General features: G+C 37.5%; 14 protein-coding genes and 1 rRNA gene. 6 read left to right on the top strand and 9 right to left on the bottom strand.

Features of this window, described 5'->3' with window-relative positions; translation table 11 throughout:
* From KI375_RS14520 to dnaA, 9 genes are all read right to left on the bottom strand, one after another.
* Positions 1–201 (bottom strand): 16S ribosomal RNA (locus tag KI375_RS14520); the annotation flags it as partial.
* Positions 202–485: 284 nt separating this feature from the next.
* Complete coding sequence (locus tag KI375_RS14515) at positions 486–1,529, bottom strand: HD-GYP domain-containing protein (protein ID WP_212974185.1); 1,044 nt, start codon at positions 1,527–1,529, stop codon at positions 486–488.
* Positions 1,530–1,682: 153 nt separating this feature from the next.
* Positions 1,683–4,160: a DNA gyrase subunit A gene (gene gyrA / locus KI375_RS14510; RefSeq protein WP_212974184.1), complete on the bottom strand. Its 2,478-nt coding sequence runs from the start codon at positions 4,158–4,160 to the stop codon at positions 1,683–1,685.
* Positions 4,161–4,190: 30 nt separating this feature from the next.
* Positions 4,191–6,113, bottom strand: a complete 1,923-nt coding sequence (gene gyrB, locus KI375_RS14505) for a DNA topoisomerase (ATP-hydrolyzing) subunit B (protein ID WP_212974183.1) — start codon at positions 6,111–6,113, stop codon at positions 4,191–4,193.
* Between the two features lie 222 nt (positions 6,114–6,335).
* Entirely contained in the window at positions 6,336–6,590 is a 255-nt protein-coding gene (gene remB / locus KI375_RS14500; RefSeq protein ID WP_207452416.1) for an extracellular matrix regulator RemB, read from the bottom strand.
* A 9-nt stretch (positions 6,591–6,599) separates the two neighbouring features.
* Complete coding sequence (recF, locus tag KI375_RS14495) at positions 6,600–7,718, bottom strand: DNA replication/repair protein RecF (RefSeq protein WP_212974182.1); 1,119 nt, start codon at positions 7,716–7,718, stop codon at positions 6,600–6,602.
* 173 nt (positions 7,719–7,891) lie between these two features.
* On the bottom strand, positions 7,892–8,104 hold the full coding sequence (gene yaaA, locus KI375_RS14490) for a S4 domain-containing protein YaaA (RefSeq protein WP_212974181.1): 213 nt from the start codon (positions 8,102–8,104) through the stop codon (positions 7,892–7,894).
* 164 nt (positions 8,105–8,268) lie between these two features.
* Entirely contained in the window at positions 8,269–9,405 is a 1,137-nt protein-coding gene (gene dnaN / locus KI375_RS14485) for a DNA polymerase III subunit beta (RefSeq protein WP_212974180.1), read from the bottom strand.
* A 186-nt stretch (positions 9,406–9,591) separates the two neighbouring features.
* Positions 9,592–10,935, bottom strand: coding sequence for a chromosomal replication initiator protein DnaA (dnaA, locus tag KI375_RS14480; RefSeq protein ID WP_212974179.1), 1,344 nt, complete (start codon positions 10,933–10,935; stop codon positions 9,592–9,594).
* 790 nt (positions 10,936–11,725) lie between these two features.
* Between dnaA and rpmH the strand changes: the two genes are divergently transcribed.
* The 6 genes from rpmH (at position 11,726) to mnmE (ending at position 17,679) form a co-directional block, all read left to right on the top strand.
* A complete protein-coding gene (gene rpmH / locus KI375_RS14475; RefSeq protein ID WP_081243455.1) occupies positions 11,726–11,860 on the top strand; it encodes a 50S ribosomal protein L34 in 135 nt (44 codons plus the stop codon).
* Between the two features lie 105 nt (positions 11,861–11,965).
* Positions 11,966–12,316 carry a ribonuclease P protein component gene (gene rnpA / locus KI375_RS14470; protein ID WP_212974178.1) on the top strand — a complete coding sequence of 117 codons (351 nt, stop codon included), beginning with the start codon at positions 11,966–11,968 and terminating at the stop codon, positions 12,314–12,316.
* Between the two features lie 104 nt (positions 12,317–12,420).
* On the top strand, positions 12,421–13,221 hold the full coding sequence (spoIIIJ, locus tag KI375_RS14465) for a YidC family membrane integrase SpoIIIJ (protein ID WP_212974177.1): 801 nt from the start codon (positions 12,421–12,423) through the stop codon (positions 13,219–13,221).
* Positions 13,218–13,841 carry an RNA-binding cell elongation regulator Jag/EloR gene (jag, locus tag KI375_RS14460; protein ID WP_212974176.1) on the top strand — a complete coding sequence of 208 codons (624 nt, stop codon included), beginning with the start codon at positions 13,218–13,220 and terminating at the stop codon, positions 13,839–13,841. Before spoIIIJ ends, jag begins: the two co-directional genes overlap by 4 nt.
* Before the next feature lie 110 nt (positions 13,842–13,951).
* Complete coding sequence (locus KI375_RS14455) at positions 13,952–15,802, top strand: LTA synthase family protein (RefSeq protein WP_212974175.1); 1,851 nt, start codon at positions 13,952–13,954, stop codon at positions 15,800–15,802.
* Positions 15,803–16,293: 491 nt separating this feature from the next.
* Entirely contained in the window at positions 16,294–17,679 is a 1,386-nt protein-coding gene (gene mnmE / locus KI375_RS14450; RefSeq protein ID WP_212974174.1) for a tRNA uridine-5-carboxymethylaminomethyl(34) synthesis GTPase MnmE, read from the top strand.
* The last annotated feature ends 153 nt before the right edge of the window (positions 17,680–17,832 follow it).

Below are 17,832 nucleotides of genomic sequence, written 5' to 3'. Positions count from 1 at the left end.
TCTTCATGTGAAGAAAGAAATTATCCGGTATTAGCTCGCGTTTCCGCGAGTTATCCCAGTCTTACAGGTAGGTTGCCCACGTGTTACTCACCCGTCCGCCGCTAATCGTCAAGGAGCAAGCTCCTATCTGATCCGCTCGACTTGCATGTATTAGGCACGCCGCCAGCGTTCGTCCTGAGCCAGGATCAAACTCTCATAAAAGTGTTGTTTCCTACTCAATTGCTGGCAATGGTTCAAAACCATTTATCCAATATTTATTGACGTTCGTTTCGTTCAGTTTTCAAAGATCAAATTCCTTGTCGCTTCAAAGGCGACTTTTATATAATAACATTTATAAAAATCATTGTCAATGTTATTTTTTATTTTTGTTTTGTCCTCTCAAGGACATGTTCTAATATACCAAGTTTTTCATTTGATTGCAAGAGTTTTTTCAAAAAAATATACTTACTAATATCTTTCTTTCATTAGTAAGTATTGAAAGTCTTCTAATTGTCTTTTACTATACACTCAATATAAAGATTTCTGTTTCTTTCAAGATCAATAATCTCCCCTGTTTCTCCTATACTTACAAGCGGCCGTAATTTAGCATCGGTTTTAGCGAATACAACCTCCGCTTGTTGACCATTTGATAGACGGATAGTTGTGCCAATTGGCAAATTTGCAATAGTGGATATAAGTTCCTTTAAAATTATAATATGTAATTTTCCAAATTGATCAATTTTCATTAACTCGAGTGTTTTAAAAGGGGATTCTTGGTTTTTAAATAATCTTTTAGACGTCATCGCATGATAAATATCAGCTATAGCTATAATTTGAGACATCATGGATACGGAATTTCCCTTTTTTCCACTTGGGTACCCCGTTCCATCTAATCTTTCATGATGCTGAACAATCGCAAGCTTCGTTTCTGGTTTTAAAATAGAGATATTTTTAACCATCTGGTAGCTATAAAGCGGATGTTCCTTAATTTTTCTCCACTCTGAATCATTCAGCGTTCTAGTGTTCATAAAAAGATTTGTATCAATTTTTGCCATTCCACAATCGGCTAAAAGACCAGCTAGTGCAACTTGAAATATCTGTCCTTGGCTATACCCCATTCTCTTTGCTATCCATCCAGAAAGAATACTAACGGCTATAGGATGATGATACATATACTCTTCTGCCTGTGATAAATGATGGATAGAATAAATCCATTTCTTATCTTCTAAAGCTATCGTCAATAAAGGGATAAGCAAGGCACGTACATTTGAGATGTTAATTGGTAAACCTGTTTGCCAGAGCTGGAATTCCTTCCTAAACTGCTGAACCGCTCCCTCATATTCACGCGTAAAATGAACAGGGCTATCCATATTCTTTACATTATATTCTGCATCTTTATTGATTTCCTTTTCACTTTTGCTCCCTGGTTGGTATTGAACTTCAATTTGCTCTATTGAAAAGGCCTTCAAAACCTCGATATGCTTTTTTGTTAATTCTGTATTAGCAGGTATAAGTGGATAATTGGATCGTCCGTACACATCTTTCTGCACGATGTATCCCTCCCTTAGCTCTTCCACCATTACATTCATCTCATCACTTCCAAGTTGGCAAATTTAGAAAAAGTCTCTTTACTACTTCTTTCGGCTCCAAACTTAAAATTTTTAGCCATGAATAAAGGCGCCAAAAAATTTGGCGCCCTTCCCTTATTCTTCATTTGGCGATTCAGGAAGTGCTTCATTTTCCACTTCTTCCTCTATTACTTCTTCCTTTTCAACCTTTGCAACGGTTGAAACAGAAGAATCATCTCCAAGAGTCATTAGTTTAACCCCTTGTGTGTTTCTGCCAATTATAGAGATATCCTGAACATCCATCCGAATGACGACCCCACTATTCGTGATGATCATAATATCCTCGTCACCTTGAACAGTTTCTACTGCAACTACCGTTCCAGTACGCTCAGTGATTTTACAAGTAATCAGCCCTTTTCCACCACGGCTTTGAATCCGGTATTCTGCTGCTGGAGTACGTTTACCAAAACCATTCTTGGTTACGACCAAAACATCTTCATGCTCTTCTAGTATTTCCATACCAACCGTTTCATCGTCACCTGCTAATGTAATACCTTTTACCCCTGTTGCTGTTCTCCCCATCGATCTAACATCTACTTCGTTAAACCGAATAAGCAAGCCATTCTTGGTCCCAACAACAATATCTTTATTTCCATCGGTTAATTGTACGGAAATTAGTTCATCATTTTCTCTTAAACCAAGAGCAATTAACCCATTTGTTCTAATATTAGCAAAGGCTGAAAGAGGTGTGCGCTTGATCACTCCTTGTTTCGTGGCAAAGAATAAATACCAATCTTCAAGAAATTCTTCCACACAGATCACTGTATTAACCCATTCATCCTTTTCAATGCCCAAAAGATTAATAATCGGTAAACCTTTGGCCGTTCGACTAAATTCAGGTATTTCATAACCTTTCGCACGATATACCTTTCCTTTATTGGTAAAAAAGAGGATGGTGTCATGAGTTGAACTAGTAATTAAATGTTGAACAAAGTCATTCTCATTTGTTCCCATTCCTTGTACCCCACGTCCGCCACGTCTTTGACTACGATATGTTGTGATTGGCAATCGTTTAATATACCCATTATGAGTAAGGGTGACAACAATATTTTCCCTAGGAATCAAATCTTCATCTTCGATTTGCTCAATACCACCTGAAATAATCTCCGTTCTGCGACCATCGTCAAAACGTTCCTTAATTTCAAGTAGTTCTTCTCTAATAATTTCTAGCACTTTTTCTTCATCTGCTAGAATTGCTTTAAGTTCAGAAATCAAGGTAAGTAAATTTTGATATTCTTCTTCGATTTTCTCTCGTTCTAAACCAGTTAAACGCTGTAAACGCATATCCAAAATAGCTTGTGCTTGCTTTTCAGATAAATCGAATTGCTCCATTAAGCCAGTACGTGCAATATCAGTTGTCTTAGAGCCGCGAATTAAGCTAATAATCGCATCAATATGATCAAGAGCAATTCGGAGTCCTTCTAAAATATGGGCTCTCGCTTCTGCTTTGCGTAATTCAAATTCGGTCCTTCTACGAATGATGACTTGTTGGTGTTCGAGATAATACGTAAGACATTGTTTAAGATTTAAAACCTTTGGTTCGCCATTTACCAGTGCAAGCATGTTGATCCCAAAGCTTGTTTGCATGGCTGTCATTTTATATAAATTATTTAAAATAACCTCTGCATTTGCATCTCTACGAACTTCCATGACGATTCTCATTCCGTTACGGTCAGATTCATCATTTAATTCTGTAATACCATCTATTTTTTTATCGCGGACCAATTCTGCAATTCTTTCAATTAGTCTTGCTTTATTCACTTGGAAAGGTAGTTCATGAACGATAATCGTTTCTCTTCCATTTTGTTTGGTTTCAACATCTACCTTTGCTCGAATGATAATCGAGCCTCGACCTGTTTCATAAGCCCTTCTAATACCGCTTCTGCCTATAATCATACCGGCTGTTGGAAAATCTGGGCCTGGAATATATTCCATTAGCTCCTGAATAGAAATTTCAGGTTCCTTACTTAAAGCGAGGATCGCATTAATGACTTCTCCTAGTTGATGTGGTGGAATATTCGTCGCCATTCCGACCGCAATCCCTGATGTACCATTCACTAATAAATTAGGAAAACGAGATGGTAATACTTCAGGTTCTCTTTCAGATCCATCATAGTTGTCTTTATAGTCAATCGTATCTTTTGTGATATCGCGAACAAGTTCCATCGAAATTTTCGACATTCTTGCTTCTGTATAACGCATAGCTGCTGCTGAGTCACCATCAACAGATCCGAAATTCCCGTGTCCATCAACAAGCATATAGCGATAACTAAAATCTTGTGCCATCCGAACCATCGTCTCATAGACAGCTGAATCACCATGCGGGTGATATTTCCCGATTACTTCTCCGACAATTCTTGCCGATTTTTTAAAAGCTTTATCACTCGTCATTCCAAGATCATTCATTGCATAGAGGATACGACGATGGACAGGTTTTAAGCCATCACGAACATCTGGGAGCGCTCGGGACACAATAACACTCATCGCATAATCTAGGAATGAGGTACGCATCTCCTGACTTAAATTAATTTCTCTTACATTTGATTCCTCCATAAATAGGAACACCCTCCTCTCGCTTCGATATTAAATATCTAAGTTTTTCACATATAATGCATTTTCTTCAATAAACACTCGACGCGGTTCGACTTTTTCCCCCATAAGCATATCAAAGGTTCTATCTGCATCAATTGCATCTTCTAGACTAACTTGTAGCATTGTTCTGCCTTCTGGATTCATAGTTGTTTCCCATAATTGTTCTGGATTCATCTCACCAAGACCTTTATAACGCTGAATCCCTGGTTTTGGGGCCTCTGGCAATTCTACTAGCTTTTCATCCAATTCTTTATCTGAATAAACGTAATAATCTTTTTTTCCTTGGGAAATTTTAAATAAAGGCGGCTGAGCAATATACACATATCCCGCTTCAACCAAAGGTCTCATAAAACGATAGAAAAATGTCAATAATAATGTTCGGATATGAGCTCCATCCACATCCGCATCTGTCATAATAACCACTTTATGATAACGGGCCTTAGCAATATCAAACTCTTCGCCAATCCCTGTGCCAAGAGCCGTAATAATGGTTCGGATTTCATTATTGGAAAGGATTCGATCCAATCGGGCCTTTTCGACATTGAGGATTTTCCCTCTTAAAGGCAATATAGCTTGGAAATGGCGATCCCGTCCCTGCTTGGCAGACCCTCCAGCTGAATCCCCCTCAACAATATACAATTCACTAATTTTTGGGTCTCGTGAAGAGCAGTCTGATAGCTTTCCAGGTAGATTAGAGATTTCCAAAGCACTTTTTCTTCTCGTTAGGTCTCGTGCTTTTTTCGCCGCATCACGCGCTCTTGCAGCCATTAAGCCTTTGTCGACAATTTTCCGAGCGAGTACAGGGTTTTCTAATAAAACTTTCGCAAAATGCTCAGAAAAGAGAGCGTCTGTAATCGTTCGTACCTCTGAATTCCCTAGTTTTGTTTTCGTTTGGCCTTCAAATTGGGGTTCAGGGTGTTTAATCGAAATAATAGCTGTTAATCCTTCGCGAACATCCTCTCCCGAAAGATTGCTATCATTATCTTTGAATATATTATTTCGTCTTGCATAATCATTAATAACCCTTGTCAAGGCTGTTTTAAAACCAAATTCGTGAGTACCACCTTCATATGTGTGGATATTATTGGCAAATGAATAGAGACTGCTAGTAAATCCATCGTTATATTGAAGAGCTACTTCAACGATGATTTCCTCTCTTTCACCTTCGATGTAAACAGGCTCTTCATGAAGGACTTCTTTAGAGTGATTCAGATATTCAACATATGATTTAATGCCGCCCTCATAATGATATTCACTTTTTTTGCCTTCTTCACGCTTATCTTCAATGGTTAATTTTAATCCTTTATTTAAAAAAGCTAATTCTCTTGTACGAGTAGCTAATGTATCAAAGTCATATTCAGTTGTTTCTTTAAAAATTTCGGGATCTGGGGAGAAACGAATAATCGTTCCCGTATGGTCTGTCTCGCCGATCACCTTCAAATCGCAAGCAGGTACACCGCGCTCATATTTTTGATAATGAATTTTTCCATTCAAATGGACATATACTTCAAGCACAGATGATAGAGCATTTACAACAGAAGCTCCTACCCCATGGAGTCCACCGGATACTTTATATCCGCCTCCACCAAATTTTCCTCCAGCATGAAGAACCGTTAAAATAACCTCGACGGCTGGTCTCCCCATTTTTTCCTGAATCCCAACTGGAATTCCACGGCCATTATCCGTTACGGTTATACTATTATCTTTTTCAATTACTAGATTAATTTCATCACAATAGCCCGCCAAGGCTTCGTCAATACTATTGTCTACAATTTCCCATACTAGATGATGAAGTCCTTTTGAACTAGTAGAGCCTATATACATTCCTGGCCGTTTTCGAACAGCCTCCAAGCCCTCAAGCACTTGTATTTGATGCTCATCGTATAATTGATTTTGAACTTCTTTGTGGTCCATTGTCAAAAAACTCACCTGCTCTTTCAATCAATTTTGCCTATTGATATCTGTTCAAAAAGAAGGGCAAAAAGAGATGGATCGGCTTAAATCGCAACGAGTTAGGACTATGATTACTTGTCCCACCATAAATATTTGTTGTGATGCCGACACTAGCGCATTCTGTTATGAAGTCGCCTGCTATTTTCCCCGTACTTTTTGAACATTCCTTACCTGACAAAACATTTATATCATTAACCCATGGTCCTGCATATCCAACAACCGTTTTTGTAAAGTTGATGAGGCTATAGGAGAGAAATAAATATGAGGTTCTGTAATGATCAAAGATTTAAAATCTCCATTGGCTAGATTAATAATTAAATCTTCTTTATGCTGCAAAAACTTTTGGATTTCAACAGAATATTCAACTGTCTCCTTTTCCAAAATCGCAATGATCTCATTCGATCGAATCATAATATCTTCTCCAGCATGAACATACATTCCTTCACCTCATTTCTCTCTTTCAATTTCGCCATTTCGCACCATGAAGGTAGTTGCATCCCTTAGGGTTTGATGGTCAATGCCATCTACTGTTGTGGTCGTAACAAAAGTTTGAATTCTTCCCTCAATTGTATTGAGAAGATGAGTTCTGCGATAATCATCCAATTCTGATAAAACATCATCAAGAAGGAGAATGGGATATTCACCAATTTCAGAATGAATCAAGTCAATTTCAGCTAATTTCACTGAAAGAGCGGTTGTTCGCTGCTGTCCTTGTGAACCAAATGTTTGAACATCCCGTCCATTCACAAGAAAACCAATTTCATCCCGATGGGGACCAATTAAAGTAATTCCCCGGTCAATCTCTCTTTGTTCTAAAGAGGCAAACTTTTCCTCTAATCCTTTTATCATCTTTGACCAATCTACTTCATTCGATACCTCAATGGATGGTTTATAGCGAATTTCAAGCTTTTCTTTTCCTTGTGATATTCCTTCATGGATCGGTTGTGCCCATTTTTCTAGCATACGAATAAACTCAAAGCGTTTTTGCATGACTTTGATTGCTACTGCTGCAAATTGTTCATTCAAAACATGTAAAAATGTTTTATCATCATTCTTTCTTGCTTGCAATTGTTTTAAAAAATGATTTCGTTGTTGTAATACCTTTTGAAAACGATTCATATCATGTAAATAAACTGGAGAAACTTGGCCAATTTCCATATCAATAAAACGACGCCTTATTTGTGGGCTCCCCTTAACAAGGTGGAGATCTTCAGGCGCAAACATGACAATATTCATATTTCCAATATAACGGCTTAATTTCTTCTGTTCGATATGATTAAATTTAGCTTTTTTCCCTTTTTTAGAAATTGTTAGTTCTAGAGGAACAGTTCCATGACGTTTTTCTATCCTACCCTCTATTTTAGCATACTCTGAGTCCCAACGGATCAAATCTTTATCATTTGACGTACGGTGGGATTTTGCCATTCCTAATACATAGATTGATTCCATCATATTTGTTTTCCCTTGAGCATTCTCTCCTAAAATCACATTAACATTATTTTCGAAGTTCAGCTGAAGGCTCTCATAATTCCTAAAATTAACTAATTCCAACTCTTCAATATACATGAAAGGCAACATCCTTTAACTAAGAAAAGCGCGGCACCGGAAGCTGAATAGCTCCTACACCAAGTTCAGAAGCGATCCTAAGGAAGCATTTTATTTCCCCATCCTTTGTAAAAAGCGAGAACAACCAATTTCTGGCATAAGGCTTTCCTTTTTGAAGGAAGGCAGTAAACCTCCTAAACAATTGTAAAGATGCCGATCCCTTTAATCTCTATTCTATCATGAATCCTTAGTTTACGCCCTCGCCGTTGGTCCTGCTCTCCATTAATCCAAACCTCATACTCACTTAAGAACCATTTCGCCATTCCACCCGAAGATATTAGATCTGTTAGCTTTAGAAATTGGCCTAACGTGATCGTGTCAGTATCAATCTTCACTTCATTTTCCATATCGCTCACTCATTTCCGAATAATCACTCCTTTTATTTTACTAAAAGAAACGCGAGAAGACAAAGGAAAGTCAGAAGAATAGCTGAAGACATAGGTCCTATGGTAATGCTGTTCTGATTATGCAAAAGGAAAATCCCGCCAAGTGGCAGGATTATTGAAAATTATTAAAATGTCCTAACAGGCATATTCAATTGTAAAATCGTATCATCGTGTACAGCTTGGATGATGAAGGGACGCATAGCCCCTGTAAATCTAATTTTGATGTCTGTTCCTTCTACTGCTTTTAAAGCATCCATCATATATTTTGCACTAAATGAGATTTTGAGCTCTTCTCCCTCAATCGATTCCGTATTGATCTGCTCAACAACCGTTCCGATTTCAGGTGTGGTAGACGATATTTCAATCTTCTTCCCCTCCATCGTCGTTAATTTCACGACATTGTTCCGGTCACTTCGAGTTAATAAAGAAGCACGATCAATTGCATGTAGGAAGTCTTTAGAAGGCAAAATCAATTCAGTTTTATATTCTGTTGGAATCAATTTAGATGTATCTGGATAATTACCTTCCAACAAACGAGAAAAGAATAATAGATTTTTAAATTTAAATAAGACCTGATTATCTGTGATCACAATATCAACCAAATCGTTAGAGCCATCCAAAATTTTACTTAATTCTACTAAACTTTTTCCGGGGATGACTGCTTGAAATGAATTCTCTCCTGCTCCCTCTATAGGCGCAGTTCTCATCGCAAGACGATGGCTGTCTGTTGCTGTGCACCTTAAAGTATTGCTCTCCACTAACCAGTTTACACCTGTCAAGATCGGTCGTGTTTCTGAGGTGGACACAGCAAAAACCGTTTGTCTGATTAGGGTTTTTAACAAATCAGCTGGTAAAGAAAAAATATGTTCTTCAGGTATTTGTGGTAAATATGGATATTCATCTGGATCTAAACCATTTAAATTAAATTCGGCTGATCCTGAACGAATAATTGTTTGTTGATGATTAGATACTTCAAATTCGACTGTATCCATAGGTAATTTACGAACGATTTCTGAAAAAAACTTTGCATTTAAAACAATTCCACCTGTTTCTTGTATTTCGACAATTTCATCCCCGTTTTCCTCTTTTGGAATAAAAGATTCAATGGAAATATCAGAGTCACTTCCTGTAAAAGTTAGCCCCTCTTCTGTTGCAATCATTTTGATTCCCGTTAATATCGGGATCGTCGTTCTTGAAGATACGGCTTTTGTTACATCTTGAACACTATCGATTAGTCGGTTACGTTGAATGATAAACTTCATGCTTTGCCTCCCAGTCATCAAAAAATTTTAAGGACATAATATTAATTATTAATAATAAAAAAATAGTAATAATAGTAATAGTACCTGTTGATATGTGGATAAGTCTGTGTATGACTAGATTTCATCGGTTATTCACATGTGGAAAAATTGTGTACGAAAGCAAGATAGTTATACACAACATCCCCATTATGAATTCTTTAATGAAGCCTGAATTTCCTCTAGTTTACTTTTAAAATTAGAATCTGATTCTACAAGCTTGGAAATTTTTTCATGTGCGTGAATGACAGTGGTATGATCTCTACCACCAAATTCCTCTCCAATTTTAGGCAGGGAGAAATCTGTAAGCTCTCTAGATAAGTACATGGCAATTTGTCTAGGAAAAGCAATTGACTTCGTTCTTTTCTTTGCCTTGAAATCTTCAAGCTTAACATTATATTCGGCACCAATCATTTTTTGGATATCAAGAATTGTAATTTCCCTTTGTTTAGCTCCAGGAATAATACTTTTTAGAGCTTCTGCAGCTAAATCAGCATTAATATCTTTGTTAATAAGAGAAGAAAAAGCGACAACGCGAATAAGGGCTCCTTCTAATTCCCTTATATTCGTATCAATCTGGTTCGCAATATAGAGCATGACTTCGTTCGGAATATCTAATCCATCTGCTTTCGCCTTTTTTCGTAAAATAGCGATCCTTGTTTCTAAATCTGGTGGGGTAATATCAGTGATTAATCCCCATTCAAAACGGGAACGCAATCGATCCTCTAGGGTTGGAATCTCCTTTGGCGGTCGATCACTTGCAATGACAATTTGCTTACTCTCTTCATGAAGAGTATTGAATGTATGAAAAAATTCTTCCTGTGTTGATTCTTTTCCGGCAAGGAATTGAATATCATCTATTAATAGAATATCGACACTACGGTATTTATTGCGAAAATCGACCGCTTTATTGTCACGAATTGCATTAATAAATTCGTTTGTAAATTTTTCTGATGAGAGATAAACAATTTTGGCGTCTGGTTTATGCTCGACAATATAATGCCCAATTGCGTGCATAAGATGGGTTTTTCCCATTCCAACACCACCATAGATAAACAAAGGATTGTAGGCCTTTGCTGGTGCTTCTGCTACGGCTAATGATGCGGCGTGAGCAAAGCGATTTCCGGCACCAATGACAAAAGTTTCAAACGTATATTTGGGATTCAGCATATTTTGATAGACATCTACAGACTCTTTCTTTTCCACTTTTTGAATCGTGGGAGCTTGTTTGCTTTCTTCCTCTTGATCAGGAGGGATAATGAATTTCACATATAATTCTTCACCAATAATTTCATAGAGGAGACCAGCCAATAATTCTGTGTAATGACCTTCTAGCCAATCTCTTGCAAATTCATTAGGCGCTGTCACCACCATTGTATCCCCTTGGAGCTTATGAGCTTTCGTAAGTCGCAACCATGTATCAAAGCTGGGTTTGCTTACTTTTTTTTCAATACTTAATAAAACCTGATCCCAAAGCTCAGCTATGTTTTCCAACTTTCTACCTCCCTTGCAATAGGTCAACACTGCTGTTATATAACTGCGTACCTTAAATTTTAGGTTAAAGTATAAATATACATTGCTATGAATGTGGGTAAATATATATATAAGAAGAAAAGCGGTTTTCGACATCTTCCACTCATTGTGGACAAGTTTATTCAGAAGGGGTGGATAATATATCCACAAGATATCCACAACTGTGGATAATGTAATAAACGATAAAAATGTATCCAGAGTGAAAACAACATAATCATATCAAATAAACATGAACTAATCAATGTGTAGGAAGAAGTATCCACAAAGCACAATATAAGTGGATGAAAGTTACCCACAGGCCGTTGGTTTGTGAAAAACTTGTCGATATCTGTTGTGGATAATAAAAAAATGTGTCGAAATTATCCACATCCAGAAAAAGAGGGGAAAAATAACCAAAGACAACACTGGGGATAAAGTAAGATTGTCTATCGAATATACTTTTAAAAAAATCTGGAATATATCTTACATAATGGCTTTATGTTGAACTTTTTGCTGCCCTCTTGACAATAAAAGGTCATCTATTTATACTTATTTAGTATGTCTGCTAGCGAAATTTTTTAAGTGTGTGTTAAAAAAGGAGGATAAAAAGGACCAAGAAGTTCGAGGCGGCGTAGTTTTGAGCAACGGAAAAACGAGTCAGCGAACTTACGCGTGTTGTTGGTGATTTCGGAAGTTGGAGATCCATTATCTCGCAGTGTCATTTTTACCGGACTTTTTAAACATCCTCTTTAACCTCGAGGAGGTGTCATGAATGAAAAGAACATTTCAACCAAATAAAAGAAAAAGAAGCAAAGTACACGGATTCCGTCAACGTATGAGCACGAAAAATGGTCGTAGAATTTTAGCTGCTCGTCGTCGTAAAGGAAGAAAAGTGTTATCAGCGTAGACCACTGAAACGTCTCAGTGGTCTTTTTTTAGATTCTAGCTCTATCTAGGAACGGAGCAAGGATTGGTACATTAACTTGAAAAGACAGATACTGTGGGTGAAGGAATGAAAAAGGGATTCAGAATCAAAAAAAATGATGATTTCCAGGCTGTTTTTAGAAAAGGCAAGTCAGTAGCCAATCGACAGTTTGTTGTGTATATATTAAAAAAAGAAGAGCAAGAAAATTTCAGAATAGGCCTCTCTGTAAGTAAAAAGGTTGGCAATGCGGTAAAGAGAAATGAAATAAAGCGCTATATAAGACAAGCGTTTCATGAATTTAGCCCACAGATTAAAACAGGAAATGATTATGTGATTATTGCAAGAAAGCCAGTAGCAGAAATGGACTTTCATCAAACGAAAAAAAGCTTACAACATGTACTGAGGCTTGGAAAAGTTCTAGAAAGGTTAGAAAAATAAATAAAAAGCCCATTTTTTTCACAACTTATGCTTATAAAAATGGTAAAATAGCCAAAGAACATTAGTATAGATGAATGCTTAACGAAAACAGGAGGATATTAGGCTTGAAAAAGAGAATATTATGGATGTCAGTACTGTTATTGGTTGTATTGCTGGCAGCAGGGTGCTCTACTATCGATAACCCTGATTATATTACAGCAGAAAGTACGGGAATATGGAGTAAATATATTGTTTATCCCTTATCAAGCGTGATTACATTTTTTGCGGAGTTTTTCGGAAATAGTTATGGACTAGCTATTATTGTTGTAACCATACTAATTCGTCTGGCGATTCTACCTTTAATGATTAAACAAACGAAAAATTCAAAAGCAATGCAAGCGATTCAACCAGAAATGCAGAAGTTGAAGGAAAAATATAGTTCCAAGGATCAAAAGACGCAACAGAAGCTACAAGAGGAAACAATGAAGCTTTTTCAAACGAATAAGGTGAATCCATTGGCAGGCTGTTTTCCGCTTCTAATTCAAATGCCAATTTTAATCGGATTTTACCAGGCGATTATTCGAACAGAGGGGATTGCAAAAGGTGGAGACTTCTTTTGGTTTGATTTAGGAGCCCCGGACCCACTATACCTATTACCGATTATCGCCGGAATTACAACCTTCTTGCAGCAAAAGATAATGATGGCTGGAACTGGTAGTGCAAATCCGCAGATGCAGATGATGCTTTATATCATGCCGGTAATGATTTTAATTTTTGCGATTAATTTCCCAGCAGCTTTAGCTTTATATTGGGTGGTCGGGAATATATTTATGATCGTGCAAACGTATTTTATTAAACCACCAGCAATTCAGACTAATAACCTAACGAATACTAATAAAGGAAAGGTGAGGGGAGCTAAAAAGTGAGAGAAATCACTGCTACTGGACAAACCGTTGAAGAAGCAGTAGGATCCGCATTGGCTCAACTAAATACAACAAAAGATCGGACAGAAATCACCATTGTGGACGAAGGAAAAAGGGGATTACTTGGTTTATTTGGTGCAAAACCAGCGATTGTAAAGGTAAAAGTAAAACCGACAGCGATTGAAACAACCGTGGATTATGTAAAAATGATTTTAGCGAGTATGGGGATATCAGCTGAAATTGAAGTAGAACAAAAAGGTGAAAGATATGTTATTTTGCAAATAACAGGTGAAAAAATGGGACTTTTGATCGGAAAAAGAGGACAAACGATCAATTCATTGCAATATCTAGCCCAGCTTGTCGCAAACCGCCATGCGGATCCTTATATTACGGTAATTTTGAACCCTGAAAATTATCGGGATCGAAGGGAACAAACATTGATTCAATTGGCTGAACGTCTTGCTTCAAAGGCCATTCAAATACAAAAGCCTGTAAAACTTGAACCTATGCCTAATTTTGAACGAAAAATTATTCATACAGCATTAGCGGGACATAAAAAAGTTCAGACAGTTTCTGATGGTCATGAGCCTAATCGTCATATTGTCATTAAACCAAATTTTTGAACCGCTCAAGAGGGAACATCTGCTAATATGTTAGCGGATGTTCTTTTTTTCACTTAGAGATGATGATAAGATAGTTGTAATGAATTGGATAGAAATGGATGGTGACATACATGATTCAGAAAGCCCCATCAGAAAAAAATAAAGATTTTTGGCTATTCCTGATTGCGGTGCTACTTTTATGGATCAAAATTTCAATTCTGTATAAATGGTGCTTTCATATTCATATCCAATCTTTTTGGGAAGCATTTTTATTAGAAGCGACGACATTAGCGTCACTTTTAGTGATTTTCAGTTTTGGCTTTTTGTTCAAAAAAAATCGAAGCAAAATAAGTATAGCAGTTTATTTTCTCTTAACCGCCATATTATATGGGAATGTACTTTATTATCGCTTTTACATTGATTTTGTAACGGTGCCAGTTCTGTTTCAATTTAAAAATGTAGGCGGTTTAAGCCAAAGTACATTGGAATTGGTCAAGTTTTATGATGTGTTTTTATTCTTAGATTGCATTGTGCTCATCTTTTTAGCGAAGCAACAGGTATTGAAGGATTACGCTCTTACTATTCGGAAAAGAGTGGTTCGAGGTGTGGTGGGTATTGCTGTCATTGTTCCGATTGTTGCTTCCTGCTTTTTTCATTCTGGCTTTTGGAATCAATCCTATGATAAAGAGTTAATTGTCAAATCTTTAGGCCTTTATTCATATCATCTTTTTGATATTTACCAAAACTCAACGTCCTCTATGAAAAGTGTGCTTGCAGATAGTAGCGAAATAGAGGAAATTGCCAGTTATGTAAAGGGTAAGCAAGGGCAAGATTCCGTATCTGAATATCATGGTGCAGCGAGCGGCAAAAATGTGATTGTCATCTTTTTGGAATCAACTCAAGAATTCGTAATTGACCAGGAAATTGATGGGCAGGAAGTTACTCCTTATTTAAATCAATTGAAGGAGGAGAGCCTCTATTTTCCAAATTTTTATCACCAAACCGCGCAAGGAAAGACATCCGATGCGGAGTTTATTTTAGATAATGGGTTATATCCATTATCAGGAGGATCTGTTTTTGTAAGAAAAACGAACAATCACTTTGTGTCATTACCAAAAGTCTTAAAGAAACACGATTATTATTCCGCCAGTTTTCATGGGAATGATGCCTTTTTTTGGAATCGAGAAGTTGCTTATGAATCCTTTGGTTATGATCGGTTTTTCTCTAAAAAGGATTTTGAGGTGACCGAGGAAAATTCCATCAATTATGGTTTAAAGGATATTGACTTTTTCCAACAATCGATTCCGTATTTATCAGAACTGCCAGAGCCTTATTATGCAAAATTTTTAACGTTAACCAATCATTTCCCATATTTGCTGGATCCTGAGGATCAGCTGATCTCAGAACCCGATACAGATCAGGGAATGGTGAATCGTTATTTTACAACCGTCCGGTATGAAGATGAAGCCATTAAGACATTTTTTGATGAAATAAAAGGATCAGAAATATATGACAATAGTATTTTTGTGTTGTTTGGAGATCATTATGGTATTTCTAAAAGTTATTATGATGCACTTGGTGAGGTGCTTGACCATGAAATCACACCAAATGATGATATGGAATTACAAAAGGTGCCTTTATTGATTCATATTCCCGGTATCGATGGTCAAGAGATAACGACTGTTGGGGGCCAAGTTGATTTACGGTCTACGATTTTCGATTTGTTAGGAGTATCAGAATCGGATGAGGCTTTATCATTTGGCAAAAGTTTACTTATGGAAGATCAAAAGCGCTTTGTCGCCTTTAGGGATGGGTCCTTTACGACAGACCAATATTCCTATATTGATCATACATGTTATGCAAAAGAAACAGGCAAGAAAGTAAAAAGAAATTTCTGTTCGCCTTATTTTTCTGCTGTCCAGCAGGAATTAAATGACTCAGACAAAATTATATATGGAGATTTGCTGCGATTTTTGGAATAAAGTTCAAAGACTTGGTATCGTACCAGGTCTTTTTTTGACGGGTTAGATGATGTTAGAAAAAGGAGGAATATTTTCATCTTATTGTGGACAGCAATGGAAATAGATTCTAGTGATTCGGGTTATTGTTATTCACATGTGGATAAGTTAAAATAAAGAATAGAGTGTTTTTTATTCTGTGGATAGTTTTTTGTTCGAATAATAAAAAACTTTTGTGGATAACGAAAATTTGCTATTCTAGTTATTTGGGGAAAGCATTTTTAGTAAGAGTAGCGCATAGGATATGCGATTTTTTTATAAAAGTACGTGTTCAAAAAGGAGGATAAAAAGGACCAAGAAGTTCGAGGCGGCGTAGCCTTGAGCAGCGGAATGTATGCATGTAGATACATGAGCAGCAGAGAGGCAAGCCAACGAAGAAATTCGCAGTGTCATTTTTACCGGACTTTTTGAACACCCTCTATAAAGAAGTAAGAGGTAGAAAAGAGGTGTGATTAATGGAGTTTGATACGATTGCAGCGATTTCCACACCAATGGGAGAGGGAGCAATTGCGATTGTTCGTCTAAGCGGGGAAGATGCGGTCAAAATAGCCGATCAACTATTCTCCGCAGGGGGGAAGAAGAAATTAGCAGAAGTACCTTCCCACACAATTCATTATGGGTCAATTGTAGATCCAAAATCAAATGAATTGGTAGAGGAAGTTATGGTTAGTGTGATGAAGGCACCTAAGACATTCACACGAGAAGATGTTGTAGAGATCAATTGTCATGGTGGAATCGTATCGGTAAATCGTGTCCTAGAGCTCGTGTTGACGACTGGGGCAAGATTGGCAGAACCAGGAGAGTTTACAAAACGTGCCTTTTTAAATGGACGGATCGATTTATCTCAAGCAGAGGCAGTTATGGATTTAATAAGAGCAAAGACAGATCGGGCGATGAACGTAGCATTAGGTCAAATGGAAGGGCGCTTATCGCAATTGGTCTCCACACTACGCCAAGAAATCCTAGAAGTTGTAGCACATGTGGAGGTAAATATTGATTATCCAGAATACGATGATGTCGAAGAAATGACGCATCGCTTATTGTTAGAGAAGGCTACCTATATTCGAGATCAGCTCCAGGATGTTCTCCAAACTTCACATCAAGGGAAAATTCTACGAGAAGGATTATCGACTGTCATTATTGGGAGACCGAATGTAGGGAAATCTTCTTTATTAAATAGTCTTGTTCAGGAAAACAAGGCGATTGTGACGGATATTCCGGGAACGACAAGAGACGTGATTGAGGAATATGTCAATATTCGCGGCGTTCCTTTGAGGTTAGTGGATACCGCTGGGATTCGAGAAACAGAGGATATCGTCGAGAGAATGGGTGTAGAAAGATCGCGGCAAGTATTAAAAAAGGCTGATCTAATATTATTCGTTGTAAATTCAGCAGAAGATTTTACTGAAGAAGATCGGCAATTGTTTCAAGCAGTAGAAGGAATGGACGTCATTGTGATTGCAAATAAAACAGACTTACCACAAAAAATCGATTTGGATGAGGTAAGGAAACTAGCAAAGGATTATCCGTTTGTGACTACTTCTTTATTAGAGGATGAGGGAATCGATACATTAGAACAAGCCATTGCGGAAATGTTCTTCCAAGGGCATGTAGAAGCAGGCGATATGACGTATGTATCTAACAGCCGCCATATCGCCCTCTTAAACCAAGCATTACAGGCAATCGAAGATGTACTGACAGGGATTGACATAGGTACGCCGATTGACATCATCCAAATTGACCTGACACGTACATGGGACCTGCTAGGCGAAATCATCGGTGACACCGTAGAAGAAAGCCTACTCAACCAACTCTTCTCCCAATTTTGCTTAGGGAAATAAAGAAAAGCGAAGGCGCCTGCTTAGCGACGTACAAATTTAAAGACTTTCGACGAGATAAAGGAAACACGGCGAAGGATGAGCCGATGTTGACTTATCGTAGGAGAAAGCCGTAAATTTGCTAGTCGCTAGGCGCTGTAGCTAGACAATAAGAAA

The organism is Bacillus sp. J14TS2 (assembly GCF_018333015.1).
Lineage (GTDB): Bacteria > Bacillota > Bacilli > Bacillales > Bacillaceae_C > Lederbergia.
Note: the sequence above shows the minus strand (reverse complement) of the source record. Positions and strands in the feature narration are given on the sequence as shown.

Coding starts and splice junctions, on each gene's coding strand:
- rpmH (WP_081243455.1), top strand. CDS start 11,726: ATGAAAAGAACATTTCAACCAAATAAAAGAAAAAGAAGCAAAGTACAC.
- mnmE (WP_212974174.1), top strand. CDS start 16,294: ATGGAGTTTGATACGATTGCAGCGATTTCCACACCAATGGGAGAGGGA.
- gyrB (WP_212974183.1), bottom strand. CDS start 6,113: ATGGACCACAAAGAAGTTCAAAATCAATTATACGATGAGCATCAAATA.
- remB (WP_207452416.1), bottom strand. CDS start 6,590: ATGTATGTTCATGCTGGAGAAGATATTATGATTCGATCGAATGAGATC.
- yaaA (WP_212974181.1), bottom strand. CDS start 8,104: ATGGAAAATGAAGTGAAGATTGATACTGACACGATCACGTTAGGCCAA.
- gyrA (WP_212974184.1), bottom strand. CDS start 4,160: ATGGAGGAATCAAATGTAAGAGAAATTAATTTAAGTCAGGAGATGCGT.
- rnpA (WP_212974178.1), top strand. CDS start 11,966: ATGAAAAAGGGATTCAGAATCAAAAAAAATGATGATTTCCAGGCTGTT.
- dnaN (WP_212974180.1), bottom strand. CDS start 9,405: ATGAAGTTTATCATTCAACGTAACCGACTAATCGATAGTGTTCAAGAT.
- KI375_RS14455 (WP_212974175.1), top strand. CDS start 13,952: ATGATTCAGAAAGCCCCATCAGAAAAAAATAAAGATTTTTGGCTATTC.
- recF (WP_212974182.1), bottom strand. CDS start 7,718: ATGTATATTGAAGAGTTGGAATTAGTTAATTTTAGGAATTATGAGAGC.